The sequence below is a fragment of the Kribbella sp. VKM Ac-2569 genome (genome assembly GCF_004216905.1).
GTDB lineage: Bacteria > Actinomycetota > Actinomycetes > Propionibacteriales > Kribbellaceae > Kribbella.
Map to the genome: position 1 here is coordinate 1,039,904 of NZ_SGXJ01000001.1, position 25,736 is coordinate 1,065,639.

22 protein-coding genes are annotated in these 25,736 nt (G+C 68.1%); 9 read left to right on the forward strand and 13 right to left on the reverse strand.

The genetic code is table 11. The features are described 5' to 3' along the window. Window positions 1-55 precede the first annotated feature (55 nt). Together EV649_RS04755 and EV649_RS04760 are read left to right on the forward strand one after the other, a co-directional pair. Complete coding sequence (locus EV649_RS04755) at window positions 56-1,591, forward strand: NCS1 family nucleobase:cation symporter-1 (RefSeq protein WP_130380868.1); 1,536 nt, start codon at window positions 56-58, stop codon at window positions 1,589-1,591. 9 nt (window positions 1,592-1,600) lie between these two features. Beyond that, window positions 1,601-2,425, forward strand: coding sequence for a DUF3097 domain-containing protein (locus tag EV649_RS04760; protein ID WP_130380870.1), 825 nt, complete (start codon window positions 1,601-1,603; stop codon window positions 2,423-2,425). Here the strand turns inward: EV649_RS04760 and EV649_RS04765 are convergent. Then, window positions 2,400-4,976 (reverse strand): DUF3376 domain-containing protein, encoded by a 2,577-nt coding sequence (locus EV649_RS04765; RefSeq protein WP_198682303.1) that lies wholly within the window; start codon window positions 4,974-4,976, stop codon window positions 2,400-2,402. The genes EV649_RS04760 and EV649_RS04765 overlap by 26 nt on opposite strands. Before the next feature lie 103 nt (window positions 4,977-5,079). On the opposite strand from EV649_RS04765, the gene EV649_RS04770 reads away from it, so the two are divergent. The 3 genes from EV649_RS04770 to EV649_RS04780 are packed head-to-tail and all read left to right on the forward strand — an operon-like array spanning window position 5,080 to window position 7,030. Next, window positions 5,080-5,730 (forward strand): hypothetical protein, encoded by a 651-nt coding sequence (locus tag EV649_RS04770; RefSeq protein WP_130380874.1) that lies wholly within the window; start codon window positions 5,080-5,082, stop codon window positions 5,728-5,730. Window positions 5,731-5,733: 3 nt separating this feature from the next. Beyond that, window positions 5,734-6,570 (forward strand): hypothetical protein, encoded by an 837-nt coding sequence (locus tag EV649_RS04775; RefSeq protein WP_130380876.1) that lies wholly within the window; start codon window positions 5,734-5,736, stop codon window positions 6,568-6,570. A gap of 37 nt (window positions 6,571-6,607) precedes the next feature. Beyond that, complete coding sequence (locus EV649_RS04780) at window positions 6,608-7,030, forward strand: VOC family protein (RefSeq protein WP_157996171.1); 423 nt, start codon at window positions 6,608-6,610, stop codon at window positions 7,028-7,030. 18 nt (window positions 7,031-7,048) lie between these two features. Here EV649_RS04780 and EV649_RS04785 read toward each other — a convergent pair whose 3' ends face one another. From EV649_RS04785 to EV649_RS04820, 8 genes are all read right to left on the reverse strand, one after another. Then, window positions 7,049-8,056, reverse strand: coding sequence for a LacI family DNA-binding transcriptional regulator (locus tag EV649_RS04785; protein WP_130380880.1), 1,008 nt, complete (start codon window positions 8,054-8,056; stop codon window positions 7,049-7,051). Window positions 8,057-8,152: 96 nt separating this feature from the next. Then, entirely contained in the window at window positions 8,153-9,475 is a 1,323-nt protein-coding gene (locus EV649_RS04790) for an ABC transporter substrate-binding protein (RefSeq protein ID WP_130380882.1), read from the reverse strand. Between the two features lie 213 nt (window positions 9,476-9,688). After that, complete coding sequence (locus EV649_RS04795) at window positions 9,689-10,789, reverse strand: LacI family DNA-binding transcriptional regulator (RefSeq protein ID WP_130380884.1); 1,101 nt, start codon at window positions 10,787-10,789, stop codon at window positions 9,689-9,691. Further along, complete coding sequence (locus EV649_RS04800) at window positions 10,749-11,048, reverse strand: hypothetical protein (RefSeq protein WP_130380886.1); 300 nt, start codon at window positions 11,046-11,048, stop codon at window positions 10,749-10,751. Before EV649_RS04800 ends, EV649_RS04795 begins: the two co-directional genes overlap by 41 nt. Beyond that, window positions 11,045-11,422 (reverse strand): M60 family peptidase N-terminal accessory domain-containing protein, encoded by a 378-nt coding sequence (locus EV649_RS41445; RefSeq protein ID WP_130380888.1) that lies wholly within the window; start codon window positions 11,420-11,422, stop codon window positions 11,045-11,047. The genes EV649_RS04800 and EV649_RS41445 overlap by 4 nt, the downstream gene beginning before the upstream one ends. Then, the gene (locus EV649_RS04810) at window positions 11,419-13,803 is read right to left on the reverse strand and encodes a polysaccharide lyase 8 family protein (RefSeq protein ID WP_130380890.1); all 2,385 of its coding nucleotides are present in this window, start codon (window positions 13,801-13,803) and stop codon (window positions 11,419-11,421) included. Before EV649_RS04810 ends, EV649_RS41445 begins: the two co-directional genes overlap by 4 nt. Before the next feature lie 94 nt (window positions 13,804-13,897). After that, window positions 13,898-15,109: a radical SAM family heme chaperone HemW gene (gene hemW / locus EV649_RS04815; protein ID WP_130380892.1), complete on the reverse strand. Its 1,212-nt coding sequence runs from the start codon at window positions 15,107-15,109 to the stop codon at window positions 13,898-13,900. A 66-nt stretch (window positions 15,110-15,175) separates the two neighbouring features. Further along, window positions 15,176-15,925, reverse strand: coding sequence for an META domain-containing protein (locus EV649_RS04820; RefSeq protein ID WP_130380894.1), 750 nt, complete (start codon window positions 15,923-15,925; stop codon window positions 15,176-15,178). A gap of 96 nt (window positions 15,926-16,021) precedes the next feature. Between EV649_RS04820 and EV649_RS04825 the strand changes: the two genes are divergently transcribed. From EV649_RS04825 to EV649_RS04835, 3 genes are all read left to right on the forward strand, one after another. Then, entirely contained in the window at window positions 16,022-16,897 is an 876-nt protein-coding gene (locus EV649_RS04825; protein WP_157996172.1) for an alpha/beta fold hydrolase, read from the forward strand. Beyond that, window positions 16,894-17,580 (forward strand): IMP cyclohydrolase, encoded by a 687-nt coding sequence (locus EV649_RS04830; protein ID WP_130380898.1) that lies wholly within the window; start codon window positions 16,894-16,896, stop codon window positions 17,578-17,580. Before EV649_RS04825 ends, EV649_RS04830 begins: the two co-directional genes overlap by 4 nt. A gap of 120 nt (window positions 17,581-17,700) precedes the next feature. Next, window positions 17,701-19,989 (forward strand): choice-of-anchor P family protein, encoded by a 2,289-nt coding sequence (locus tag EV649_RS04835; RefSeq protein ID WP_130380900.1) that lies wholly within the window; start codon window positions 17,701-17,703, stop codon window positions 19,987-19,989. A gap of 85 nt (window positions 19,990-20,074) precedes the next feature. Here the strand turns inward: EV649_RS04835 and EV649_RS04840 are convergent, their stop codons facing one another. Further along, entirely contained in the window at window positions 20,075-21,910 is a 1,836-nt protein-coding gene (locus EV649_RS04840; protein WP_130380902.1) for a long-chain fatty acid--CoA ligase, read from the reverse strand. A 108-nt stretch (window positions 21,911-22,018) separates the two neighbouring features. Here EV649_RS04840 and EV649_RS04845 point away from each other — a divergent pair, with 108 nt between their 5' ends. Next, on the forward strand, window positions 22,019-23,614 hold the full coding sequence (locus EV649_RS04845) for a peptide-N4-asparagine amidase (RefSeq protein ID WP_130380904.1): 1,596 nt from the start codon (window positions 22,019-22,021) through the stop codon (window positions 23,612-23,614). A gap of 3 nt (window positions 23,615-23,617) precedes the next feature. Here EV649_RS04845 and EV649_RS04850 read toward each other — a convergent pair whose 3' ends face one another. The 3 genes from EV649_RS04850 to EV649_RS41060 all read right to left on the reverse strand — a co-directional run bounded on the left by EV649_RS04850 (window position 23,618) and on the right by EV649_RS41060 (window position 25,699). Further along, on the reverse strand, window positions 23,618-24,643 hold the full coding sequence (locus EV649_RS04850) for an aspartate-semialdehyde dehydrogenase (RefSeq protein ID WP_130380906.1): 1,026 nt from the start codon (window positions 24,641-24,643) through the stop codon (window positions 23,618-23,620). A 208-nt stretch (window positions 24,644-24,851) separates the two neighbouring features. After that, window positions 24,852-25,037, reverse strand: a complete 186-nt coding sequence (locus EV649_RS04855) for a tautomerase family protein (RefSeq protein ID WP_130380908.1) — start codon at window positions 25,035-25,037, stop codon at window positions 24,852-24,854. Window positions 25,038-25,282: 245 nt separating this feature from the next. Further along, window positions 25,283-25,699, reverse strand: a complete 417-nt coding sequence (locus EV649_RS41060; RefSeq protein WP_198682304.1) for a hypothetical protein — start codon at window positions 25,697-25,699, stop codon at window positions 25,283-25,285. Window positions 25,700-25,736: the final 37 nt, after the last annotated feature.

Sequence of the window (25,736 nt, forward strand, 5' to 3'; positions counted from 1 at the left end):
TCATCCCGTCGCGCAACTTGTTCGGAGCGGACCCGACCGGATGGGGTGGAACTTCATGGCCACGACCGAACAAACGGTTCACCCCGACGGGCGCGTCGAGCTAGCTGATCCTGACGTACTGGCGGACAGCGCGTACGCGAACGCGGAGCTGGCGCCGACGCGGTTGCCCGAGCGCACCTGGACGACGTACAACTACGCCGCGCTGTGGATGGGGATGGCGCACAACATCCCCAGTTACCTGCTCGCATCCGGCCTGGTCGCGATCGGGATGAACTGGCTGCAGGCGTTCTTCACGATCACCCTCGGGAACCTGATCGTCCTCGTTCCGCTGCTGCTGAACAGTCACGCGGGAACGAAGTACGGCATCCCGTTCCCGGTCTTCGCGCGGGCGTTCTACGGCGTCCGCGGCGCGAACTTCCCGGCGTTGCTGCGGGCCTTCATCGCCTGTGGCTGGTTCGGGATCCAGACCTGGATCGGCGGGCAGGCGATCTACGTGATCGTCGGCGAACTGGCCGGCACGGGCTGGATCGAGGCGTCCGCGATCGGCGGGCATCCGTGGACGATGTGGCTGAGCTTCCTGTTCTTCTGGGTGCTGCAGATGGTGCTGATCTTCCGCGGTATCGAAGGACTGCGCCGGTTCGAGAACTGGGCGGCGCCGCTGGTGACGGTCGCGTTCGTGGCGCTGATGGTGGCGATCCTGGTGAAGGCCGGCGGGTTCGGGCCGATCCTGTCGCAGCCGTCGAAACTCGGCTGGGACGCCGACTTCTGGAAGATCTTCGCGCCGTCGCTGATGGGCATGATCGCGTTCTGGGCCACGCTGTCGCTGAACATGCCGGACTTCACCCGGTTCGGGAAAGGCCAGCGGGCGCAGGTCTGGGGGCAGATCATCGGCCTGCCGACCACGATGTCGTTCATCGCGCTGGTCTCGATCATCACGACGTCCGGCACCGTCGTGCTGTACGGCTCGGCGATCTGGGACCCGGTCGAGCTCACCCGCCGGTTCGAGAACCCGGTGATCGTCACGATCGGCCTGGTGATGGCGATCCTCGCGACGATGTCCTGCAACGTCGCGGCCAACGTCGTGAGTCCGTCGTACGACTTCGCGAACGCGCTGCCGCGATGGCTGAACTTCCGGACCGCGGGCCTGCTGACCGGCGTGATCGGCATCCTGATCCAGCCGTGGCGGCTGATCTCGGACCCCTCGATCTACATCTTCGTGTGGCTGTCGTTCTACGGCGGTCTGCTCGCGTCGGTGGCCGGCGTACTGATCGCGGGCTACTGGGTGATCGACCGGACGAACCTGAACCTCGCCGACCTCTACCGGCCCGGCGGCCGCTACTGGTACGCCGCCGGCTGGAACTGGCGCGGCGTCGTCGCCACCCTGCTCGGCTCACTGCTCGCCGTCGGCGGCGCGTACTCGAACCCGGGCGCCGGCCCGTTCCCCGAGAACGGCCTGATCCCGTTCCTCAAGCCGCTGTACGACTACTCCTGGGCCGTCGGTCTCGCAGTCGGCTTCATCGCGTACTTCGTTCTCACACTCACCGCGCCGAGCCGCCGGTCAACTGCGACGCATGCGGCTCCCAGTTATTAGCATGAGCAGGTGGCTGACAGGTATGGGAACGACGTGCTTGCGGGTGACTGGCGTAAGCCCAAGAACGGGCGGACCGTCGAGGTCGAGATCGCGAAGGGGATGGTCGTCGAGGAGCCGAGTTCGGGGTTCGTCGGGGCGATCGTGCGCTGGGAGCACGGGGTCGTCGACCTGGAGGACCGGCACGGCAAGATCCGTACGTACCCGCTCGGTCCGGGGTTCTGGATCGACGGCAAACCGGTCAGCCTGAAGCCGCCGAAGAAGGCCGGGCCGGCGAAGAAGACCCGGACCGCTTCGGGATCGGTGGCCGTCGACAACGTCCGGGCGAAGGTCGCGCGAGCCAGCCGGATCTACGTCGAGGGCCGGCACGACGCGGAGCTGGTCGAGAGGGTGTGGGGTGACGACCTGCGGATCGAGGGCGTCGTGGTCGAGTACCTCGAAGGCGTCGACGACCTGGTCGAGATCGTCAACCGGTTCCAGCCCGGTCCCGGCCGGAGGCTCGGCGTACTCGTCGACCACCTGGTCGAGGGGTCGAAGGAGTCGAAGATCGCCGCGCAGGTGTCGAACCGGTACGTGCACGTGGTCGGCCACCCGTTCATCGACATCTGGGAAGCGGTCAAGCCGTCGTCGGTCGGTATCAAGGCGTGGCCGCGGATCCCGCACGGGCAGGACTGGAAGAAGGGCGTGCTGCAGGCGTTCGGCTGGCCGGCCACCGATCAGGCCGACGTCGCCGCCGCCTGGAAGCACATCCTGTCCAAGGTGAACAGCTTCGCCGACCTCGATCCGGCCCTGCTCGGCCGCGTCGAGGAACTCATCGATTTCGTGACTCTCGACTGATTTCGGGCATCCGCCGCACGATCCACGCGCGGATCCGGCGGCGGGCGCGGCGTACATACCAGGTGACGACGCCGAGCACCGCGCTGAGTGCGAGCACCGCACCGGCCAGCACCGCGGCCGGGATCCGTAGGGCATCGACGACACCGGAGAGCACCAGCAGCACGATGCCGGCGGCAGCTGTTGCCGCAGGCAACCATGGCTCGAAGATCGCGGGTCGATGCGCGGGGCTCAGCTTGGCGCCGCGCACCATCCGCTCCCACACCGTCTGCCGGGCCGGTTCGGTGAACCAGCGCGCGGTCCGCAGCAGCCACGAACCGGGCTGCTGCTTACGGCCCGCGGCCGCCTTCACCCAGCTGCCGACCTGCGGACCGAGACCACCGGAGACGTCGACCATCCGGTCCGCGATTCCCTTGGTGATCGCGCGTCCTTCGGGTGACGCGTTCAGCTCGTCCCGCATCGTCACGAGCGCGCCGAGGCCCGCATCGACCGGGAAGTCCTTGGCCAGTCGTTCGATCCGCTCGGCGACCGCGTCGAGCTGCCAGCCTTCGGCCTGCAGGACCTGACGCTGGGTCTCACGGATCCAGTCCTCGTCCGCACCGAGCATCGCGCCGAGGTGCGCGACGCAGTGCAACCGGCCCATCAGCCAGTCCCACCGTCGCCAGTCGGCCGCCCCGAACGCGCCGAAGTGACCCACCTGGCTGCCGTAGAGAATGCGATCGTTCAGCTGGTTGGCGATCGATCCTTCCTGCAACTCGTCGAGTACCTCGAGCGGGATGTCCGGTCCGAGGCGGAGGAACTGGAACGGGGCGCTGCGCTGTTGCGGCGTGCGTGCCGACGTACAGCGGGAAACGATCTCGACCTCGAGCGCGGTGTCGACGAGCTCCCAGCCGACCACCGCGATCAGGGTGGCGAACGCGTCGCCGAGCGCGCGCTGGATCTGCAACTGCTCGAAGATGTCGTTCAGCCCGACCGCGACCGCTTCCGCGCCGCCGGCCGGACGAAGGTCGAGATTCGCGGCGGCCAGTTGTACGTCGAGTGCGTCGCGGACCGCCTGGACCTTCATCAGGCAGTCGCTCGCCGCGGTCAGCCGCTTGTCCAGATCGCCGCGCTCGTCCTGCGGCGCGGACCTGATCCGGTTCCGCAGCGAGCGCAGGATCAGGCGGACGATCCGCTCGGCGGCGCCGGTCCCCCACAACCAGCTCGGGTTGCCGTCGGCATCGTCCCGGAGCGCCGCCGTGGAGCCGTCCGGCGCCGGGACCCACGGGTGCTCGGTGGCGAGGATCTCGTCGATCTCCGATTCCGAGAGCGCGGTCGCGGCGTCCAGCACGGTCGACTGGTCGTGGCTCGCGATCGTCACAGCCTCCCAGACGCCGCCGGCCGCGCGTCCCCGCGAGTAGGCCGGCTGCAGCGCCTCGGCCGCCGCCTTCAACCGCACTCGCTCCTCTGGTTGCTTCAGGCAACGGTCGAAGAGGCGCTGGCTGTCGGACCAGGACGCGTCCGCCTCCAAGAGCAGGCGTTCCAGCTGCTCGACGTCGGAGCGGAAGTCCACCTCCCGCGGGAACTGCACCGCGGACATCGCCGCGACCCGCCAGCTCGGCTCCTTCGCACCGGGCAACGCCGTCGACGCGTGACCGATCCCGGCCGACGGTACGACGTACAGCACATAGCGGGTCGCCTTGCCGTTGACCGGACGCCGGGCAACGACATCGAGCACCGGACCGAAGGGCGCGTTGTCGAGCACGCCGCCGTCGACGAGCCAGGATCCCGACTCGGCCGGGCCGGGCTGGATCCGCGGAGGTTGCGCGGCCAGCTCCGGCGTCTCCAGCACCGGACCGAACGCGGCCGGGAACGACGCGCTCGCCCGCGCCGCCCGCGCGAGCAGGTCGGTGTCCTTCAGTCCGTTCTTGTCCTCGACGGTGAACTTCCGCTGCGCGCCGTCGTACGTCGGCGCATCCTCACTCGTGAAGCCGTACAGGTACCGATGATCCGGTACGACGAATGCCTGGCCCGCAGCGTCCTTCGCCTCGAACTGCTGCACACCCAGCCCCGACGCGGTGACGAACAACGTCACCGGCTCCTCCGCCTTGCTCTCGCCCGCGTCGGCGACGCCCTTGAGCAGGTCCTCGAGCTGCCGCAGGAAGTACTTGCCGTCGAGCACCGAGCTCGACTTCGCTCCCGCGGACGGCACCAGCTTGCCGACGTCGAGCGACCCGAGCCCGATCCACTTCTGCCGCAGCCACGGACCGTTGTCGCCGTCGGGGTCGAGGGTCGAGCCGTTCGCGATCGCGGTCGCCAGCAGCGAACCGTTCAGACCGCCGGCGCTCGTCCCCGCGATCACGTCGACCACCACCCGGCGCCGTTCCTCACCACGATGGCACAACTCCCGCCAGCGATCCGCGAGCACCGCGTCGTACGGCTGCGGGCCGGGCGCATCGTTGCCACCGGACGCGCGCCGGATCAGATCCAGCTCATGCGTCACCCCGCCCATCCAGACCGCCAGGCTGACACCACCGTTCAGAACCAGCGCGATCCGGATCTCGTGGTCGGTCATGGGGCTTAGAACTATCACGGATGGCCGGTCGTCGCAGCGGAGAGTGAACAAAAGGTTGTGGCCTTCTGCACGCAGGGTCATCCTGTTCGTGGGGGTGGTCGTGATGCGCGCCTGGGCTGTGATGGTTTCCGTCATCGCACTGCTGGTGGCGGGGTGCTCCGACACGTCGGGTGACGAAGGTACGTCGCCACCGGACGGGACCACGACCTCCGAGAGCACCAGCGAGCCGGCTCCCGAGTCGACGGGCGCCGAGTCGACGCAGCCGCGCGAGAAGAAGCCGTCGGTCGAGATCGCAACGCTGCCGATCGGTCCGGGAGCCCAGGCGAACCAGCCGGACGACCAGGCCAAGCAATGCGTCGGGGTCAGCCTGACCGGACTGGAGCTTCCGCAAGGGTCCACAGCGACTTACCGCGCACCCACTCTGAAGCAGGACGGTACGTACTTCGAGATCGACCAGTCCGCCTGTGGCGGCCAGAGCCCGGTGTGCTCCGGCCACCAGATCAGCGCCGACGAAACACCGGCCTGCTTCGCCGGAGTCCGGCAGGTGACGAACGCCGAAGGGCACCACGCCACCTTGATCATCACCGCGGACGCGACGTGCGCCACCGCGGAAGACTGCAAGGCACTCGAGCCTGGTGGCATCAGCCAGATCGGCTTCGACTCACGCGCACTCGGCGGCCCGGGGCCGAGCGAGTCGCCGATCGAGACGCCCGAGACGCCCGAGACGCCCGCTGAGACGCCGTCGGACGGCTGACCGATGGCGGACGAGCGGTCGCAGGCTGAGCGGTGGATCAGTTTCGCGGCGAGCATCGTCACACCGGTGACGTTGGTCAGCGCGCTGCTGTTCTACTTCGGGTACGTGTCGGCGCGTTCGCAGTACGAGTACTTCGGGATCGACGTCGACACGATCGGGCTCAGCACGCAGGACTACGTGATGCGGAGTCCGCAACCGCTGCTCGTCCCGCTGCTCGTCATCACGTTGCTGGTTGTCGCCGCGCTGCTGATCCACAATGCGATCCACCCGACGCCAACCGGCGTACGGCGGGCTGCGCGGATCGCCGTACTGATGCTGATCGTCGGTGTGGCCGGCCTGCTCGCCTATCCGTTGATCGGCGGGATCGCGTACTACGCGCTCATCGTGCCCGCCGTCATCGGCCTGGCCGCCGCGACACTTGCCTACCTCACCTATCTACGCCGCAAGGCCGACCCGTCCGTCGGTCCCCAACGGATCCTCATCGCACTCCTGGCCGTCGTCACCGTCATCTGCGCGTTCTGGGCCACCGCAACCATCGCCCAGTACTCCGGCCTCGGCCTCGCCAAGTCGGACGCCCGCCACCCGAACCGTTTCCCCGTGGTCATCCTCGACACGAAGGAGAAGCTCGCGCTGCGCTCCCCCGGTCTGGAGGAGACCGCGCTGCGTGCGGGTGCGGGGCAGACGTTCAACTACCGCTACCGCGGCCTACGCCTGCTGGTAGTCGGCGAGAACCGCCTGTTCCTGGTGCCGACGAACTGGTCCGCGTCGAACACCACGCTGATCCTCCCCCTCGACAACACCATCCGGGTCCAGTTCCAGTTCGAGAACGACCCGCCCTAGCCGGAAAATGTCGGACCCGCGAGCGACGATGTCGCTTATGAGTGCTGACGCTCCTGCGACCCGACCGGTACTTCGCAGCCTTGATGCGGTCGTCCTCACGGTTCCCGACCTGGACGCAGGCCTCCGGTTCTATCGGGACCGGCTGGGACATGACCTGCTGTGGCGCAACGACGACCTCGGTCAGGCCGGCCTCCGCTGCCCGGAGTCGGCGACCGAGATCGTGATCTCGACACGTCTGCCACCTGAGCCCAACTGGTTGGTGCAATCGGTGGACCAGGCGATCGAGGCGATCACGGCAGCCGGTGGTCAGCTGCTCAGCGGCCCCACCGACATCCCAGTTGGCCGCGTCGCGGCGGTGTCCGACCCGTTCGGAAATCGGCTCGTTCTGGTCGATCTCAGCGCGGGCCGCTACACCACGGACCAGCACGGCCAGGTAACAGGCGTCACCCCGGAGCCGTAGTCCGCCGCGAGTGTCTGGTCAGGCGCTGTCGCGAATGATGAGTTCGGTGTCGTAGATCTCGGCGGCTGTCAGGTTCGCGCCGGCGATCTTGGCGAGGAGGATCTCCGCGAGGCGTGCGCCCAGTTGTTCGACCGGCTGGCGGACTGTGGTGAGTTTGGGGGTGGTCGTGGTGGCCAGGACCGAGTCGTCGAAGCCGACCACGGCTACGTCAGCGGGGACGCGGCGGTTGTGTTGCGACAGGACGCGGAGGGCCGCGGTCGCCATCAGGTCGGACGCCACGAACAGTCCGTCAAGATCCGGGTGCTCGTCCAGGAGCCGGAGGGTCGCCTGTTCACCACCGTCGGCGGTGAAGTCGCCGTACGCGATCATCGCGGGCAGTCCGGCTTCCTTCATCACTTCCTGGTAGCCGGTCAGGCGGTCGATGCCGGCGGTCATGTCGAGCGGCCCGGCGACCGTCGCGATCTTGCGGCGGCCGATCGACAGCAGGTGCTCGACCCCGGTCCGGGCGCCGGCGACGTTGTCCACGTCCACACTCGCCACCGGTACGTCGACCCCGAGCGGCCGCGCGCTGAACACGATCGGCAACGGCAACTGCGCCAGCTCCTGCAGCACGTTGTCGCGGCCGTGGTGGCTGATGATGATCGCGCCGTCCACGTGCCCGCCGCGCAGGTACCGCAGGAACCGCTGGTCGTCGGCCTCGGCCGGCTCGATCAGCAGCACGAGCTGGGACGACGTCGGCGCGAGCGTCCGGCTGACGCCGCTCAGCATGCCGGCGAAGAACGGGTCGGAGAACACCCGGCTGTCCGGCTCCGGTACGACGATCGCGATCGAGTCGGTCCGCCGCGTCACCAGCGCGCGAGCCGCCCGGTTCGGCACGTAGCCGAGTTGCAGGATCGCCTGCTCGACCGCGGCGACCGTGTCCGGCAGCACCTTCGGCGATCCGTTCACCACCCGCGAGACCGTTGCCCGCGACACCCCGGCGAGCGCCGCGACCTGCTCCAACGTCGGAGAACCAGACTCGTTCATCGGCACTCCTCAGTTCTCGATTGGCCCGCGTTCACACCGTAGTACCTCCCCGGCCGAACGCGCGTCAGACGTCGGCCACCGGACGTGGCGTGTTGTTCAGTTGCCGACGCGGGTGTCGGCGACCTTCTCCGCCTGGGCGAGGGCCTGCTTCCACGCGGCGTCCGGCGGCTGCTTGCCGTCGTCGACGCGGGACAGCGCCGCACTGAAGATCTGGTTGATCTCGCCGTCGCGGGGACCCTTGTGCTGCTTGAGGATCACGTTCCGGGCCCGGTTGATGAAGATCTGCCCGACCGGCGCGTTGTTGAAGTACGCGTTGACCTGCGACTTCACCTGCGGGTCGTTGTAGGCGTCGAGCGTGGACGGGAACGAGCCGATCTTCTTGAACACCTTCACCTGCTGCTCCGGCGCGGTCAGCCAGGCGGCCAGCTTGGCGGCCTCCTCGGGCTGCGGCGACTGCGCCGGCACGGTCAGGTACGACCCGCCCCAGTTGCCACCGCCGCCGGGAAACACGTCGGCGACGTCCCACTTGCCCTTGCCGTAGGCACCAGCGTTGTCCTGGATCACGCCGAGCAGCCAGCCCGGGCATGCCATGGTCGCGAACTTGTCGCTGCGGAACGCGGCGTTCCACGCGTCGCTCCAGGCCGGCAGCCCCGCGGACAGACCGTCCTTGCTACCGGCGACCACCTGTTTCCAGGTGTTCTTCAGGAGCGGGTTCTCGTCGCCGAGGAAGCGGTCCTGGTTCGAGTAGTACGCCTGGATCAGCTGGTTGCGCATCGCTTCCCAGGTCAGCACCGCGGAGTCGTACCAGGCCGAGCCCGGGACCCGCTCCTTGAACTTCCGTCCGGTCGCGAAGTACGACGGCCAGTCCTGGAAGAGCTCGGCCACCTTGGCCCGGTCGGTCGGCAGCCCGGCCTTCTCGAACAGGTCGCGGCGGTAGCAGATCGCCTCGGGGCCGATGTCGGTGCCGTAGCCGATGATCTTCCCGTCCGGCGCCGTCGCGCCGGCCACCTTCCAGTCCAGCCAGCGGTCCCGCAGGTCGTCCGCGCCGTACTTGCGCAGGTCGACGAACTTGTCGTCCTTGGCCAGGTACTTGTAGATCCAGCTGACCTCCATCGCCTCGATGTCGGCCAGGCCGGTGCCGCGGGCGAGGTTCGCGTCCAGGTTCTTGACGTGGTCGTCGACGGTCTTGGCGTGCTGCTCCACGATCGTGATGTTCGGGTGCGCGGCCTCGTACTCGGCGTACAGGTCGGCGTACCCGAACTCGTTGAAGGTGGCGATGGTCAGCTCGACCTTCGGCCCGTCGGTCTCGGCGGCACCGGACTCGGGGGTGCCGGAACCGCCGCCGCAGGCAGCGGCGGTTAAGATCGCGGCGCAGACCAGGACGCCGGCTACGGGGCGATAGCGGGCCTTGGGCCGCATGCGAAGCTCCCTGGAACTCGGACGGGGGTTGAGAGCGCTCTCGGATCGCGAAAGTGAGCTGAGTCTCAAGTGTCCACAGTGGATATGTCAAGCATCCCGTCGTCACACTGAGACACGAGGTCAGACAGGTCCTGACATAGTGTCATCGCTGATCACGCTGCGAATCACTCCGATCACCGAGGGCGGCCGAGGCTGGCAGTTCGCTGTGAGTGATCAGCGCGACCGCGGCGGTCCGACGGAGTCGCGGACCACGACGACGGTGCCGAGCGTGGTCATCGGCTGCTGATGTGCGAACGGGTCCGCGCTCGGTGCCTGGCCCGCAAGCCCGGCCCGTACGGCGGCCCGCCCGAGCTCCTCCAGCGGTACCCGCACGGTCGTCAGCGCCGGCTGCAGCTCGGTCGCCACCGGTACGTCGTCGTACCCGGCCACCGACACGTCGTCCGGGATGCGCAGGCCGCGCTCGCGCAGGGCGGCGTACACGCCCGCGGCGACGATGTCGTTGGCGGCGAAGATCGCGGTGAAGTCGAGCCCGTCGTCGAGGGCCCGGAGTGTCTGCTGGTAGCCCCACTGCCGGCCGAACGCGCCGGTCCGCACCAGGGTCGGGTCGTGCTCGAGCTTGCGCGCGGCGAACGCCTGCCGGAAACCGCGGAGCCTGGCGGTCGTCGTGGACAGGGTCGTCGGCCCGCCGAGATACAGGATCTTGGTGTGACCGGCGCTGAGCAGGTGATCGGTGATCGCCGCCGCGCCGCCCGTGTTGTCGTACTCGACCGCGAACGCCGGTACGCCGTCCTCCAGCCCCGGCCGACCGCAGAGCACGAGACTCGAACCGTTCTTCGCCAACTGACGGGCGCGTTGCCCGACCGCGGCGAAGTACTCCTTGTCCTCGACCGCTCCGCCGACCAGGATCACCGCGTCGGCGCGCTGTTCGAGCAGGAGGTCGACGAACCGCAGCTCGGCGGACTCGCCGCCCTGGGTCGAGCAGACCAGGCACAGGCGGCCGGAGGCGAGCGCCTCGGACTGGACGCCGCGGGCGATATAGGCGAAGAACGGATCGACGATCTCGCTGACCACGATGCCGACCACGCGGGTGGTGGACCCGGCGAGGGCGCGGGCGTGCGCGTTCGCGACGTACCCGAGGTCCCGCATCGCGCGTTCGACCGCGGCCCGGGTCGAGGCCGCGACCGGATAGTTGCCGTTGACAACACGAGAGACGGTCGCGGTGGAGACGCCCGCGCGGGCGGCCACGTCCCGGATGGTCCGGGCGGAGTCGGGGTCACGCCGGCGCGCCCGCGACCGGGGCGGTTCCGCCGCCATCACCCACCTCCTCACCCAGTTGTACGTCGGCCGTCGTACCGTCGGCGAACCGGACTGTGACGTGCAACCCGTGCACCGTCACGTCGATGCTCTCGGCCAGTTGCCGCGGCCAGACCGTGTCGCCGGACAGTACCACCGCGGACACCAGCACCAGCGGATCTTTCCCGTCGTGCTGAGCCTCCAGGTACGGCGTCGCCGAGTGCGGACCGAACGCGTTCGCGTCGAGCCCACGTCGTACGGCGGCGCTCTCGGTACTCACGCAGTCCGACCACCACTGACGTGAGCCGGTCGTCCCTGAGCCTCCTCGCCGATCGTGACCTTCGCCTGGCCGGTGTCGCCGATCAGCTTGAGGTAGACGACGCCACCGCCTGCATCGGTGACAGTGTTGCGGCCGAGTTGGAGCGGGTACTCGCGCGGTGACTTGAACTCCTTGCGCGCATCGGCGTCTGAGGCGCCGATCACCAGCGCCGGGGCCAGGCACCCGTCGTGGACGACCAGGTTGAGGGCGGTGGCGGCAGGCAGGTAGTAGCCGGTCGAGCGGAGCTCGCTGGCGCTCAGCGAGTTCCGCGTGCGGTCGAGCTCGGTCGGCGGGCCGGCACGGGTTGCCGGCCCCGGTTGCTTGCGGAAACTCAGTTGAACGACACGGTGTGAGTTGCGCCTTTCGTACCGCTGACGGCGATGTCCATCACCAGCTGTTTGCCGGTGGCAACTACCGTGACGGCCGGATCCTTGGCGAGCACCGCGCCGACCTGACGGTCGATCGTCAGCCGGACGGTTTGCGCGGTCCGGCTCGGATCGGACACGGCGACAGTCGTCGTCCGGCCGTCGCTGCCGATCACCACGGAGGCGGGCCCGTCACTGGCCACCAATCGCGGCCCTTCAGCTACCTCGGACACGGCACCGGCTGTCCAGAAGTTCACCAGGACCAGGTTCTCGCGGTGGGACCGAATCGCTTGGACATTCGGATTGTTGACAAGGACGGTCATCCCCGGATCAGCCGCCCGCTCGGCCGTCTGCCGACTGGTTGCATTGGGCAACACGACGTACGCGTAGTTCCCGGTCTCGGTCCCGTGTTCCAGGATGAGCTTGGCGTAGCGGCGGGTGTACGGCGTCGTCGAGCCGGCCGTGTCGTTGCCGATGTTGATCTCGGACCACGATCCGGTCCGGTCCTCGCGCTGGATCCTGAGTGGCCCGCCACTGGGGAACACGTAGCCCGCGACGCCCTCCAGGTGCGCCCACTGCGGGTCGTCGTACGTCCCGTCCGTTGCTCCGCTGCCGTCGAGCAGCAGCGCGGCCGTCCCGTTCTCGTGGAGATTCCGATTGTCGACAATCGTCTCGACCGGGTAGCCGCCGGTGCCGGTGACTCCGGCGCCGAGGGCAACGATCGAGTCGCTCAGACAGAACCAGGACTTCCTGGCCTGCAGGGTCTTGTCGTGGTTGATCAGGTGCATTCCGACCGCGCCGGCGACGTTCTTGTACGACGCTCCACCGACCCATTCGGCGTACGCCGCGACCGTCCCGGTCCCACTCCCGGAGCCGCCCGGTTGGCGGGGTTGCGTGCTGACCGTCGTACCGGGCATCCGTTGCGCGTCGACCGTCGGCCAATAGGCGTCGTTGAACTGGGACTGGTCGCCGTTGTACAGGTACGTCATGCCGTCGCCGACGTACCAGCCGCGGAGGTTCTCGCCGTTGCCCCACTCGTAGCGCGCCATCCGCTTCGACGACATCGCGATCGCGAACGTCCAGCCCGGACGGCGGTGCACGACGCGGTCCTGGTTGTAGAACTGGAAGTGCCGCGGGACAGCCGGCGCCGGGACGACACCGGCATCGTCGAGCAGCGCCTTCGCACGGGAGATCTCCGGGATCGACGCACCCGGGAGGTAGTCGTTGAGGCGATCGCGGGTGATCCAACCCTTGGCGAGCGGCTTGTAGCGCGAGGCGTACGGCTCGGCGACGCCGCTCGCGAGGAGCAGGACTGTCGACGTGGTGCCGTGGCCGTTGCGATGGTCGCCGGCCCGTTCGCGGGAGATCGCGCGGCCGGAGACGCAGTCCATCATCAGATTGTCGACAATAAACGGCGCGAAGCTCGCCTCGACCGCGTCCAGGAGTACGGCGCGGTTCGGGTCGGCGATCTCCCAGGTGGAGCCGCCGAGCAGGGCGATCAGGTTCGCGACCCCGCCCAGCGCCACGTTGCCGTACGTCCCGACGTACGCGAGGTTGCCGTGCTGGACGAACGAGCCGTCGCGGTAGAAGCCGTCGCCGCTCGTGACGTAGGTGAAGACGCTGTTCTTGCCGGACTCTGCGACGTCGCTGAGGGCATCGCGTGCTGTCGACAATTTGACGGTCGACTTTCCGACGATGCCGCGGAGCGCGACGATCAGCGCCTTGTCGACCCGGTTGGCGCCGGTCTCGCGGAGCGTGGGCGAGTTGGTACGCCGGTTCGGGTCCGGGACGAACCGGTCGACGGCCGTCAGGTACTTGGTGAGCTGCTCAGCGGACAGGACGTCGTACGCGAGAACGCAGGTGTCGAGCAGCGCCCGCGGCGCACCGATCTCCCAGAACCACCAGTTCCCGGTCTCTTTGAGCGTCTCGTTGTAGGCGTTCGCGTTCAGGAAGTCGAGCGCCCCACTCAACAGTTCTCCGGTCTCGCTCTCGGTCTGGGTAGTGCCTGTGGTCGCGCGGGCGAGCGCGATCGTCTTCAGGCGCGTGTAGCTGATCGAGAAGTTCCCGCTCGTCGAGCTGAGCGGCAGATCCGGCCAGAGCGCCGTCCGGTCCGCCGACGTGATCATCGTGTCGACGTACTGCTGCGCCTGCGTGCTGAGGCCGGCGAGCGCGTTGGCGTACGCCGGATCGGCCGTGTCGATCGCCCCGCCGGTGTTGAGCTCGGCCCAACGTGTGCGGAGTACGTCGTACTCGTCCTCGGCGTACGCGCGGGTGGGCAACCCGAGCGTGCTGAGCGCACCGGCGGCAAGGCCGGCCTGAAGCAACAGTCGACGACGGATGAAGGGCGGCATCGCGACTCCTCGAACGGTAGTAAACGCTTACCGCCAAGCCTGCCGTCTGCTCATAACAGTCGTCAACAGGTGACTGTGATCAGTTCTGATCACTTCACGGGAGCAGGTCCCGGACCACCGCATCGGCCAGCAACCGCCCGCGGTCAGTCAGCACGAGCCGGTCGCCGGACACCACGACGAGCCCGTCGGCCACCACCTGGTCCAGTGAAGCGCGACCTGGCTCGTCGAGCACATCCAGCGGAAGTCCGGCCGACAACCTGACCTCGAGCAGCACTCGCTCGACGCGCCGGGTCTCCTCGTCGAGGGTCTCCCGCGCGTGCGCCGGACTCTCGCCGGCGTTGATGCGCTCGGCGTACGCGCTCGGATGCTTGACGTTCCACCAGCGCACCCCGCCGACATGGCTGTGCGCGCCCGGCCCGATCCCCCACCAGGTGTCGCCGCGCCAGTACAGCTCGTTGTGGCGGCAGCGTGCCGCCGTACTGCGGGCCCAGTTGGACACCTCGTACCACCGCAGCCCCTGGGCCGACAGCAGTTCATCGGCCAGCACGTACTTGTCGGCCAGGTCGTCGTCGTCCGGCATCGGCAGTTCACCGCGCCGGATCCGCCGCGCGAGCTGCGTGCCGTCCTCGATGATCAACGCGTACGCGCTGACGTGGTCCGGCTGCGCCGACAACGCCGACTCCAGCGACGCCCGCCAGTCGTCGAGCGACTCCCCCGGCGTCCCGTAGATGAGGTCCAGGTTCACGTGCTCGAACCCGGCCGCGGTCGCTTCCTTGACCGCCTGCAACGCGCGGCCCGGCGTGTGCTGCCGGTCGAGGATGCGCAGTACATGCGAGGACGCGCTCTGCATCCCGAAACTGACCCGGGTGAATCCCGCCTCGAGCAACGCCTCGAGGTACGCCGGGTCCACCGACTCCGGATTCGCCTCCGTCGTCACCTCCGCGCCAGGCGCGAGCCCGAACTCGTCCCGCACGGCGGCCAGCATCTTCCCCAGATCGGCGGCCGGCAGCAAGGTCGGCGTACCGCCCCCGAAGAACACCGTGTCGACCGGCCGGTCCAGATCCCCCAGGACCCGCCGCGCCATCCGGACCTCGTCGACCGCGGTCTCGGCGTACGACGCCTGCGAACCCCCACCACCCAACTCCTTGGCGGTGTAGGTGTTGAAGTCGCAGTACCCGCACCGCGACGCACAGAACGGCACATGCAGATAGAACCCCAACGGCCGCGCGGAAGCCTCCCGCACAGCAGCATCCGGCAACGCCCCATCCCGAGGCGCAACCTCCCCCTCAGGCAATGTCGACGGCACCCACCCATCCTACGGACCCACAACCACCCCTCCACACGCTGACCACAGCCCGCCCCCACAGTCCGGTCAGAAGCTGGGGTAGGGGGTTCCTTCGGGGCGTGGGGCCTTGAGGTTGAGTCCGGCGGTTCGGGTCGGGCCTCGGAGTTTCAGGTGGTTGGACTCGATTGTGTAGGTAAGCGGCGTGCGGAGGCTTTCGAGGACCGCCTCTTCGAGGGCGGTGGGGTGACCGGGGGCGACGGTGAGGTCGGTGAAGGTGAGGGTGTCGTTGTCGCGCGTAACCGTGGCGATGAAGGGACTGCTGCCGGTGGAGCCGCTGGCTTCGGTGCCGTCGAGGGTCAGGGTTGCGGGGCCGACGCCGAAATAGTGTTGGAAGAGGCCACCGCGGACGACCGACTCGATGGTCCAGGTGGTGCCGTCGAGCGGGAGATCGGGTTCGGCGAACCGGCGATCGAGCAGCACGATCGTCGTACCGCCGTCGATCAAGGTGAGCGTATCGCCCTCGACCGACCACTCCGGCTCGTCCAACAGGAGCCTCATGAGCCAGTCGTCCTGGGCCTCGAACTCCGGACCGCATCCCATCTGGGTCTGGATCGCCCGCTCGAACCGCAGGACCCCGTCGTCGAGCATGATCCCACCGCTCAGCTCGTTACAGCCGGCCCGCGCGATCAGGACGCCGTCCTTCCGGATCTCCACCCGAATCCGGGTCCCCGGGACCAGCTCTCGCTCCACATCATCTTCGGTCACCGCCACCGACAAGTACGTCTTCCCGAGCGGCGATCCCTCTCCACCGATCAACGGCCCATAAACCAACGTCATCCGATGCCCCCAACCGCGTCCTCCCCATCATGGACCCGTGAACGACGGGTTCGTAAAGGCGTCTTTGGGCTCGGGTGCGCGTATATGCTCGCCGCCATGCTGAGTGATGGGGTGCGGACGATCACCGCTGGTGGGGTTGAGCATTGGGTGCGGGTGGCTGGGGCGGGGAACGGCGGGGTGCCGTTGGTCCTGGTGCACGGCGGACCTGGGGAGAGTTCGTATTCGATCGAGCAGTCCGTCGGGGACGAGGTCGCGAAGCTGGCGCCGGTCGTGTTCTACGACCAGCGTGGGTGTGGGCGTTCGGCGCGGCCGGACGATACGTCGACGTACACGATGGAGCAGCTGGTCGCGGATCTCGAAGAGTTGCGTACGGCGCTGGGCGTCGAGCGGATCGTGCCGTGGGGTGTGTCGTTCGGGTGCCTGCTGGCGGCCGAGTACGCCGTTGCGCACAGCAACCATGTGGACGGCCTGATCCTGCACGCGCCGCCGATCACCGATCCGCTGCACCCGGGGCTGTGGACGATGCGGCCGGGTGCCGTCGACCCGTTCCTCACGCCTGACGAGCGGACGGCGCTCCGTGCGCAGCTCGACGGCGTCACGGAGTCGATCGAGCGTACGGTCGCTGCGCTCGGGGCGATCGCGGGCAGTGCGAACGCCGCCCGCTTCTTCTACCACGACCCGGCGAACATCCCGCCCGACGACGAGAACGCGCCCGAGTCCAACCTGGAGATGGCGATGGCGCTGGTCGGCAACGAACGCGTGGAGCTCGCCGACGACCTCGCCGCCCTCGACGTACCCGTCCTGATCCTTGCCGGTCTCTGGGACCGCCACGTCGGATTCGACATGCCCCGCGATCTCGCGACCCGGTTGCCGCGGGCGACGCTCGAGATCTTCGACCGTTCGGCGCACTCGATCCATGACGAACAGCCCGGCGAGTACGTCGAGGCCATCCGCAGGTTCCTCGCCCGATGAACCTCATCGAATCGGTCGAGTACCCGGGCCGCGGTCTCGCCATCGGCCGTGACGTCAACGGCGTCCCGTTCTTCACGTACTGGCTGACCGGCCGCTCCCCCGCCTCCCAGTCCCGCGAACTCGTCGTCCACGATCGCGAGATCATCGTCCGCGACACCTCGGGCGGCCCGGTCGACGACCTGCGCCACTACACCGCGGCGACCCGCGGAGACGACTGGGTCATCGTCGGCAACGGCACCCAGGTCAGCGAACTGACCGCAGCCCGCGATCAGCAACCGGACCTGCAACTCGCGCTGAGGCGACTCACCTACGAACCCGACCCGCCGATCCGCACCCCACGCATCACCGCCGGCGCCACCATCACCGGCAACGAACTCACCGACGCCGTCATCGGATCCGCACGAGCGTACGACGATGCGCCGGAACTCACCGAGCACCCGTCGCTCTACGCAGCCCGCATCGCACCGGCAACCGCCGTCACCACCACGACGTACTCCGGTACGACGGACCACGTGATCACCAACGGACGCCCGGAAACGATCGCGATCCCGTTCACCTGGTCCGAGTCCACCGACCTGATCTGGCGCGCCCTGCAACCGGCACTCCGCGTCGCCGCGATCACGGTCCGCCTGAACGAACCCACCTTCACCGACGCGGTTCTGCAAACGAGAGCAAGTGCCTGAGCCTCCCGACCTCGCAGTGGAGTGAACCCCTGTGTGCGTAGCATCACAGCCTTTCATCGAAGGACTGTGCACGCGCACCAGCAGTAGCTCCAGGACGATCAGGTCGGAGGAGACACTCGAATGCTCGGACAACTGGGCCGCTCACGCGCTGCCCTTGTCACCGTCGGCGCCTTGCTCGTAGGAACGATCGGAATCACCGGCTCGGACGCCGCGATCAGCGAAAAGCCTGCTGCACAAGGCCAAACCTCAGCTGTCAGGACGACCGCCGAGACCGCCCACGACGCGACGACGAGTCGCGCCAAGACTCATCGCAGTACCACGACGCACACCACCAAGAAGGATTCGGCGACACGCGCGACCCGGGACATCGCGCTGCGCAAGGTCCTCGCCAAATATCTGAAACCTGGTCACCGTGACTATCTCGGTCTCGAGAAGGGCCTGTCGGCGATCGGCGCGACCGGTCTGCGGATCGGTGGCCGTACGCCGGCCGAAGCGCAAGCGGCGCAGAACGAACCGAAGGGCAAGGCTGCGGCACCCCGGACCCTCCAAGGCGAGGACGGCAAGTGCCCGAAGGCGACCAAGGAGTACCGGTTCAACTGTGAGCTGCTCTTCTTCCACGAGACCTCTCCCGGCTACACCTACATGGGAGATGTCGCCGTACTGTCGTGGGACTTCGAGTTCCTCGGCGGTGACAAACCCAAGGGCAGCCCGCTCGACGACATCGCCGCGATCGACTTCGGCAACTACAACGAGAAGTGCTACGAACCGGGCAAGTCGTCCGAGGCGGCGTGGACGTACTACCCCGGCGGCGGCGAACTGAACGGCGAGCCTGCCAAGGACGTGAGCGACCTGGTACGGCGGGAGTCCGCGAGCCCGGAGAACAACGCCACGGTCTGGCGGGTCGTCGACGAACCCCAGGACGGAACGAACCTGCCGAAACCTCTGGTCGGGTACGTCGAGGTCAGCCTGCAGCATCGGATCGGTGCGCCGGGGTGCGGCGACAGGTTCGAGGAGATCCGCGCCGCCGGTCACTACCTGCACAACGAGGACGGCAAGGGCAACTGGGACGGCGTGACCGTCGGCGCCGGGTACGGGCCGCTGTCGGTGTCGTACACGCCCGGCTCCGACCCGGGAATCGACAGGCAGTCGTCCACTGGGGTTCTGGCGCTGCACGAACCGGATGTCGTACCGACGAGACTGAACTACATCGGTTCGAAGAACATCCGCTACAACGTGCCGTTCACGGCTGCGGCCAGGCTGACGGGTGGTGCGGCAACGGCAGCCCACAGAGGGTCAGCTTCGCCTCGGACGCGGGCCGGAGAACCGAGCGTGCCGATCCCAGGTGCACGGATCCAGTTCACGCTCGGTCTTGGTGGTGGTACCCAGACGTGCACCGGGACGACCAACTCCAATGGCGTCGCGAGCTGTGTGCTCACGCCGACGCAGAAGTCCGGGCCGACGACCCTGACGCTGCGGTACCTCGGCGGTGACGGGTCCGCTGCGAGCTCCAGCTTTGTCGCGTTCACCGTCGAACACCAGGCGACGGACGTTGCGTACACGGGACCGAAGCGGGTCGCCAACGGCACTCCCGCCAATCTGTCCGGGACGCTCCGCGAGCACCACGGTCCGCCGATCGCCGGCCGGAAAGTCCAACTGGCGTTGGGGAACGGCAGTCATCGCCAGGTCTGCACCGGGACGACCGACAAGTCCGGCAAGGCCCGCTGCACGATCAAGTCCGTCGATCAGCCGTTGAATTCCAAGGCCACTGTTCCGGTGTCGGTGGGGTTCTCCGGGGACGACTACTACCTGTCCTCCAGCAAGTCGGCGACTGTCCTGCTGGAGTACTACACCGGACGCGCGTACGGCATGACCGGCAACGTCACGCTTCCGCTGATCGCCCAGATCAAGGTGCCGCCGTCCCCGGACACCAAGGGCGTCCGCGTCGCGAAGGCGTACAGCACCAAGACATCCTGCACGGCGGAAGTCAGCGCTGACCGTCTGGTGACCACGAAGGCGCTGTGCCCGAAGGTCGTCACCGCCCTCGCGCCCGGCACGTCCACCGCGACGTCCACGGTGGAACGGACAACGATCGGCATCCCCGGTCTCCCGGCGATCGAGGTGCGGGGCGCCACCGCCACGTCCACCAGCAAGTGCGGTGCCAGCGGTTCCGCATCCGGCACCACCGACCTGGCCGGCCTCTACATCGGCGGCCGACGGATCCCCATCTCCGCCGAACTGAACAGCACGATCGACGTAGCCGGAATCCACATCATCACCAACGAACGCAAGCCGGCACCAGGAGCCGAACACGGCCAAACCGTGAACGCCCTCCACATCACGGCTCTCGACGGCAAGGTAGACGTAGTCGTAGCCTCCGCCACCACCGCCGTACACAACTGCGCCAGCTAACCCCGAACGCAACAGCCACCGGGGCCGGCACTGCAGGACATGCACCGCGAGGCACCTACTGCGGCGCTTGTCCTGCAGGCAGGTGCTACTCGTACATCTTGTCGAGTACGTCGGCGTACTGGGTTTCGACGTGTTTGCGTTTGAGTTTGAGGCTCGGGGTCATCTCGCCCGACTCGACGGTGAGGTCGCGGTCGAGGATGGTGAACTTCTTGATGGTCTCCCAGCGGTTGAGGCCGGCGTTGAGTTCGTCGACGTACCCCTGGACCATCGCGTGCGCGGCGTCCGACGTGACGATCTCGTCGTACGGCTTGCCGCCCAGGCCGTTCGCGGCGGCCCAGCCCTCGATCGCGTCGGGATCGAGGGTGACCAGCGCGGAGACGAAGTTGCGCAGGTTGCCGTGCACGATGAACTGGCTCGCGTACGGGCAGATCGTCTTGAAGCGGCCCTCGATCACCTGCGGCGCGACGTACTTGCCGCCGGAGGTCTTGAACAGGTCCTTCTTCCGGTCCGTGATGAACAGGTACTCGTCCTCGAAGTGCCCGATGTCGCCGGTGTGGAACCAGCCGTCGGCGCCGAGCACCTCGGCGGTCTGCTCGGGCTGGTTGTGATACCCGCTCATCACCCCGTCGCCCTTGATCAGGATCTCCCCGTCCTCGGCGATCTTGAACTGCGTCCCGGGGAACGCCGGCCCGACACTTCCCAGCCGGTACTGCGTCGGTCGGTTCAAGGTCGATCCCGCCGAGGTCTCCGACAACCCGTACCCCTCGAGGATCAGCAGCCCGGCCGCGTGGAACCACTCCGCCAGCGACTTGTCGAGCGCGGCAGACCCGGACACGAAGAACCGGATCCGCCCGCCGAAGCGGGCCCGGATCTTCGACAGCACGAGCCGATCGGCCGCCGCGTACTGGGCGCCCAGCAACCCGCCCGGCTCCTTGCCGGCCTGCCGCAGCGCCGAGACCTTGGCACCCACCCCGAAGGCCCAGTCGAAGAGCTTGGCCTTCGCGCCGCCCTCGGACTGGATCATCGTCACGATCCGCCCGTGTGCCTTCTCGAAGATCCGCGGCGCCGCGGCCATGAAGGTCGGCTGTACTACCGCCGCATTGTCGACAATCTTGTCGATCCGTCCGTCGACCGCGGTCGCGAACCCGAGCTGGAACTGTACGGCGAGCAGCACCTGGCCGAACACGTGCGACAACGGCAGCCACAGGAACTGCAGGTCGTCCGGTGAGAGCACCCGCATCCCCTCGACCGCGGCGCCCTCGTACGTCCACACCGAGTGCGGCAGCCGCACGCCCTTCGGACGTCCCGTCGTACCGGACGTGTAGATCAACGTGCACAGGTCGCCCGGCTTGATGCCTGCAATCCGATCGTCGACAATCGACGGGTGCTCGGCCAGGTGCGCGTCGCCGAGCAGGTCGAGCTCGGCCAGCCCGATCACCCAGTCACCGTCGCTCTCCTCCGGCGTCCCGTCGAGCAGCACGACCTTGCGCAGCGACGGCGTCTCGGTCCGGTGCTCGCGGAGCTTGTCCACCTGCCCCGCGTCCTCGGCGAACACCACCTGGACGTCGGCATCGGCCACGATGAACGCCACGTCGGACGAGATCGTCGACGGGTAGATCGTGGTGGTCGCGGCGGCGGCCAGTACGGCGGCCAGGTAGCACTCGATCCACTCGATCCGGGTGCTCGAGGCGACGGCGACCCGCTGCTCCGGCTCCACCCCGAGCGCGATCAGGCCGGCGGCGCGCCGGCGGGTCAGTGCCTCGGTCTCCCGCCAGGACACCGACTTCCATTGCTCCCCGCGCGGGAAGCGGAACGCCTCCCGGTCAGGCGTCGCCTCCACCCGGTCCAGGAACATCTGGGCCATGGTGTCCTTGCGGTTGCTGAGAAGCGCGAGCTGGCCGGAATCGGCGACAGGCTTCATAACTGGCCTCCGTAGGGGGTCAAGTGACTGGAGGGTAATCGCTGGGCACCGTGCCTGACCATGGCACTCGCTTGCCCACCTGCACCTTCTCCATTACGTTTCCGCAACATGCGCATACGGTCGGTGGCTCTCGTCTCACTATCCGTTCTACTCCTCGCTCTCGGCGCTCCGGCCCACGCGGTGACCCCGCCGGCGGAGTTCGGGTCGGACTACGACGATCCGCGGACCCCCGCGCCGACGGTCGCCGTACCGGACACCAGGCACTGCGAGGTGCAGATCGTCCGGAACCAGTTCCGCAACTTCGACCCGTACCAGGCGACATACACACCGCCGGCTGCCTGTGCGGGGCCGTGGTCCAAGGTCGTGCTGCGGATGCACGGCGAGGTGAAGGGCGTCCAGTACGACCGCCTCGGACACATCACGATCGGCGGCGTCGGCGTCTTCCGTACGTCGACCCCGGAGCCGAGCGCGGACGGTATCGCCTGGGACGTGGAGAAGGACGTCACGTCGTACAGCCCGCTCCTGCGGACGTCGCAACCCGTCGTGATGGAGCTCGGCAACGTCGTCAACGACACGTACACCGGTGTCCTCGACATCACCGTCACGCTCGACTTCTACACGACCGACCGGCACACCCCGGCTGCCCGGACCGCCAACGAGGTACTCCCGCTGGAGAACCAGACGCGTCAGGACTCGGACCTGATCGGTACGGCGACGTTGCCGCGGAACACGACCCGCCTCCTCGGCGAGGTCTACGTCACCGGATCGGGCGGCGGCTGTGAGGAGTTCTGGGACACGTCGGCGCCGGCTGAGACCGGGTACTCGTGCCCGGACGGATCGCCGTACCGCGAGGTCGACGTCAGCATCGACGGCAAACTCGCCGGGATCGCGCTGCCGTACCCGTACATCTACACCGGCGGCTGGTCGAACCCGTACTCGTGGCGCCCGTCCCCCGCACCGCGCGCGTTCGACATCAAGCCCTTGACCTATGACCTCACGCCGTTCACGGGACTACTCACCGACGGCAAGCCGCACGAGTTCCGCGTGCACGTCGACGGCGTACCCGCCGGCCAGTCCGGGTGGTTCACGGTCCCGAATCTGCATGTGTGGACCGACGCACACCGCGCGCAGACTACCGGCGGCCTCACCTCGTACGCCGTCGGCCCGCTGACGAAGACCGACGACGTGACCGGCGCACCGAACGCGGCCGGCTCCGTCACCACGAACGCGTCCCGCATCCTGACGATCAACGGGTACGTCGACACCTCGGCGGGCCGCGTCCGGACGAGCGTCCAGCGCACGCTGAGCAATGTCTCGAAGCACACCTGGGACGCCGGCGAGTCCCGTGACGCACTCGACGCGAACTGGCGCGACACCGCGACGACGATCAGCAACGGACGCGTCGAACGCACCGACCTCGACTACGGCAAGAACGGCGTACTCACCTTCTTGCCCAACGCAACAATCCCCGGAGCGTACGACGTCGTCACCGACCTGAAGATCCACGACACGATCCGCACGCCGGCCAGGATCAGCACCGAGACGTACGACGGCCGCGCGTCCTGGATCTACGGCGTACCGCGGGACCAGCGACATGCAACCGGGACCCAGACCGTGCGCTACCGCGCGATCGGGCACGGCTGCTACGACCACACCCTGACCGCGGTCAACGGCGTGTACACCAAGGACTTCTACCGCTGCTGAAGGTCAGCGTTGGGCGAGGAGCTCTGCGATCTGGACCGCGTTCAGGGCGGCGCCCTTGCGGAGGTTGTCGTTCGAGACGAACAGGATCAGTCCGTGGTTACCCGGGACGGACTGGTCCTGCCGGATGCGACCGACGTACGACGGGTCCTGGCCGGCCGCGAGGAGCGGGGTCGGGAGGTCCGTGACGGCGACGCCCGGCGCGGCACCCAGGATCTCGGTGGCGCGCTCCGGGGTGATCGGCTCGGCGAACTCGGCGTGGATGCTGAGCGAGTGGCCGGTGAAGACCGGCACCCGGACGCACGTGCCGGCGACCGGCAGGTCCGGGAGGTGCAGGATCTTCCGGCTCTCGTTGCGGAGCTTCTGCTCCTCGTCGGTCTCACCGGTGCCATCGGCAACGATCGAGCCGGCCAGTGGCAGGACGTTGAAGGCGATCGGCCCGGCGTACACCTTGGGCTCCGGGAGGGTGATGCCATCGGTCCCGCGGGCGAGCGCGCCGCCGGCCACGGCCAGCTCACGAGCCTGGTCCTCGAGCTCACTGACGCCGACGCCGCCGGAACCGGAGACGGCCTGGTAGGTCGAGACGACAAGGCGAGTCAGACCGGCTTCGCGGTGCAGCGGGGCCAGCACCGGCATCGCGGCCATGGTCGTGCAGTTCGGGTTGGCGACGATGCCCTTCGGGATCGTGCCGAGGTCCTCGGGGTTCACCTCGGACACCACCAGCGGCACGTCCGGGTCCATCCGCCAGCCGGACGAGTTGTCGACGACGACGGCACCGGCCGCCGCGACCTTCGGGGCGAGCTCCTTCGACGCCGTCTTCCCGTTGGAGAACAAGGCGAGCTCGAGCCCGGAGAAGTCCGCCGTCGCCGAGTCCTCGACGACAACCTCCCGGTCCCCGAACGCCAGCTTCTTCCCCGCCGACCGGGCCGAGGCGAAGAACCGCACCTCGTCCACCGGGAAGTTGCGCTCAACCAGCAACTCCCGCATCACGCCGCCGACCTGACCCGTAGCACCGAACACACCAACTCGCATGCGACAGACATTAATAGGTCAAAGCCGAACCCGCCCGCGCGTTTCACCATCCGGTGCCCCCGGCCGACCACAGACGCCCGCATCTCGTGGGTTGGCGTCCGAGATGCCGGGTTTGCGTCCGGGATCCTGGACGCAAACCCGGCATCTGGTGGGTGGACCCACGAGAGGGGATCAACCCGCGGGCCGGTGGGGTGCGCGGGTGCGCGGGTCAGGCGTCGGAGGCGAGGGTTCCGCCGTTGGCTACGTCGGTCTTCTCGATCTCGGTGAAGACGATGCGGACGGCTTCGCGCTTGGCGCCGAGGATGGCGATCGCGGAGTCGGTGACGGCGGCGACGAACTCGCGACGCTGGTCGAGGGTGCGGCCGGAGAGGAGTTCGACGGTGATGTTCGGCATAGGGGTCTTCTCCTAGGGTGGACGGTTCCGTGACGTGGGACAGTGTTTCAGATTCAGGACAGCGTTTTCAGGACAGGGCCGCCTGGCGGATGGTGACCTCATCGGGGTCGGTGTTCAGCGAGTCGACCAGTTCGTCGACGTCCGCGCGGTTCTCCGGCGCGAGCAGGCCGAGTCCCACGTACACCACCAGGGAAGTTGCCAACGGCAACGCGACGACCAGCCCTTGCGGGGCTGGGGTTCGCGGTTCATAGCCGTGCCTGACTGCGCAAGAAGGCTCCCCGCACTGCCACGGCCCGTCCGGCCGCGGTTACTGCTGGTCCAGCTACTGCCGGTTGCTTGGCTATCGCAACTGGTGAGGACGTTACCTCCCCCAACCGACAAAATCTGAATCGAGCGAGTACGGCGATCGCGACCCACTTCGACGCGATGTCGACGACCTTCAGCGCGGCACCGGAGTACGCGAGCGCCTGCTGCGTCGGCAGGTTGTAGCGGCGCGCGAGGTACTCCAGCGGCGACACGACCCCGTGTTTGGCCCGCAGCCGGTTCCAGCGCGCCGCGAACAGGAACGCGCCGATGCCGACACCGACGCCGATCGTCATCGCCCACCAGACGTAGACGGTGATGCCGTACGAGTACGCGACCGCCGCGCACGCGACGAACATGCCCTCGGCCGGACATGTGGTGCGAGATGCCGGACAA

Excerpts from the sequence above, each read along its gene's own strand:
- EV649_RS04755 (WP_130380868.1), top strand. The coding sequence starts at position 56 with ATGGCCACGACCGAACAAACGGTTCACCCCGACGGGCGCGTCGAGCTA.
- EV649_RS04810 (WP_130380890.1), bottom strand. The coding sequence starts at position 13,803 with ATGCCGCCCTTCATCCGTCGTCGACTGTTGCTTCAGGCCGGCCTTGCC.
- EV649_RS04785 (WP_130380880.1), bottom strand. The coding sequence starts at position 8,056 with ATGAACGAGTCTGGTTCTCCGACGTTGGAGCAGGTCGCGGCGCTCGCC.
- EV649_RS04775 (WP_130380876.1), top strand. The coding sequence starts at position 5,734 with ATGGCGGACGAGCGGTCGCAGGCTGAGCGGTGGATCAGTTTCGCGGCG.
- EV649_RS04825 (WP_157996172.1), top strand. The coding sequence starts at position 16,022 with ATGCTGAGTGATGGGGTGCGGACGATCACCGCTGGTGGGGTTGAGCAT.
- EV649_RS04790 (WP_130380882.1), bottom strand. The coding sequence starts at position 9,475 with ATGCGGCCCAAGGCCCGCTATCGCCCCGTAGCCGGCGTCCTGGTCTGC.
- EV649_RS04845 (WP_130380904.1), top strand. The coding sequence starts at position 22,019 with ATGCGCATACGGTCGGTGGCTCTCGTCTCACTATCCGTTCTACTCCTC.
- EV649_RS04850 (WP_130380906.1), bottom strand. The coding sequence starts at position 24,643 with ATGCGAGTTGGTGTGTTCGGTGCTACGGGTCAGGTCGGCGGCGTGATG.
- EV649_RS04765 (WP_198682303.1), bottom strand. The coding sequence starts at position 4,976 with ATGACCGACCACGAGATCCGGATCGCGCTGGTTCTGAACGGTGGTGTC.
- EV649_RS04830 (WP_130380898.1), top strand. The coding sequence starts at position 16,894 with ATGAACCTCATCGAATCGGTCGAGTACCCGGGCCGCGGTCTCGCCATC.
- EV649_RS04780 (WP_157996171.1), top strand. The coding sequence starts at position 6,608 with ATGAGTGCTGACGCTCCTGCGACCCGACCGGTACTTCGCAGCCTTGAT.
- EV649_RS04835 (WP_130380900.1), top strand. The coding sequence starts at position 17,701 with ATGCTCGGACAACTGGGCCGCTCACGCGCTGCCCTTGTCACCGTCGGC.
- EV649_RS04795 (WP_130380884.1), bottom strand. The coding sequence starts at position 10,789 with ATGGCGGCGGAACCGCCCCGGTCGCGGGCGCGCCGGCGTGACCCCGAC.
- EV649_RS04820 (WP_130380894.1), bottom strand. The coding sequence starts at position 15,925 with ATGACGTTGGTTTATGGGCCGTTGATCGGTGGAGAGGGATCGCCGCTC.
- EV649_RS04770 (WP_130380874.1), top strand. The coding sequence starts at position 5,080 with ATGCGCGCCTGGGCTGTGATGGTTTCCGTCATCGCACTGCTGGTGGCG.
- EV649_RS04840 (WP_130380902.1), bottom strand. The coding sequence starts at position 21,910 with ATGAAGCCTGTCGCCGATTCCGGCCAGCTCGCGCTTCTCAGCAACCGC.
- EV649_RS04855 (WP_130380908.1), bottom strand. The coding sequence starts at position 25,037 with ATGCCGAACATCACCGTCGAACTCCTCTCCGGCCGCACCCTCGACCAG.
- EV649_RS41060 (WP_198682304.1), bottom strand. The coding sequence starts at position 25,699 with ATGTTCGTCGCGTGCGCGGCGGTCGCGTACTCGTACGGCATCACCGTC.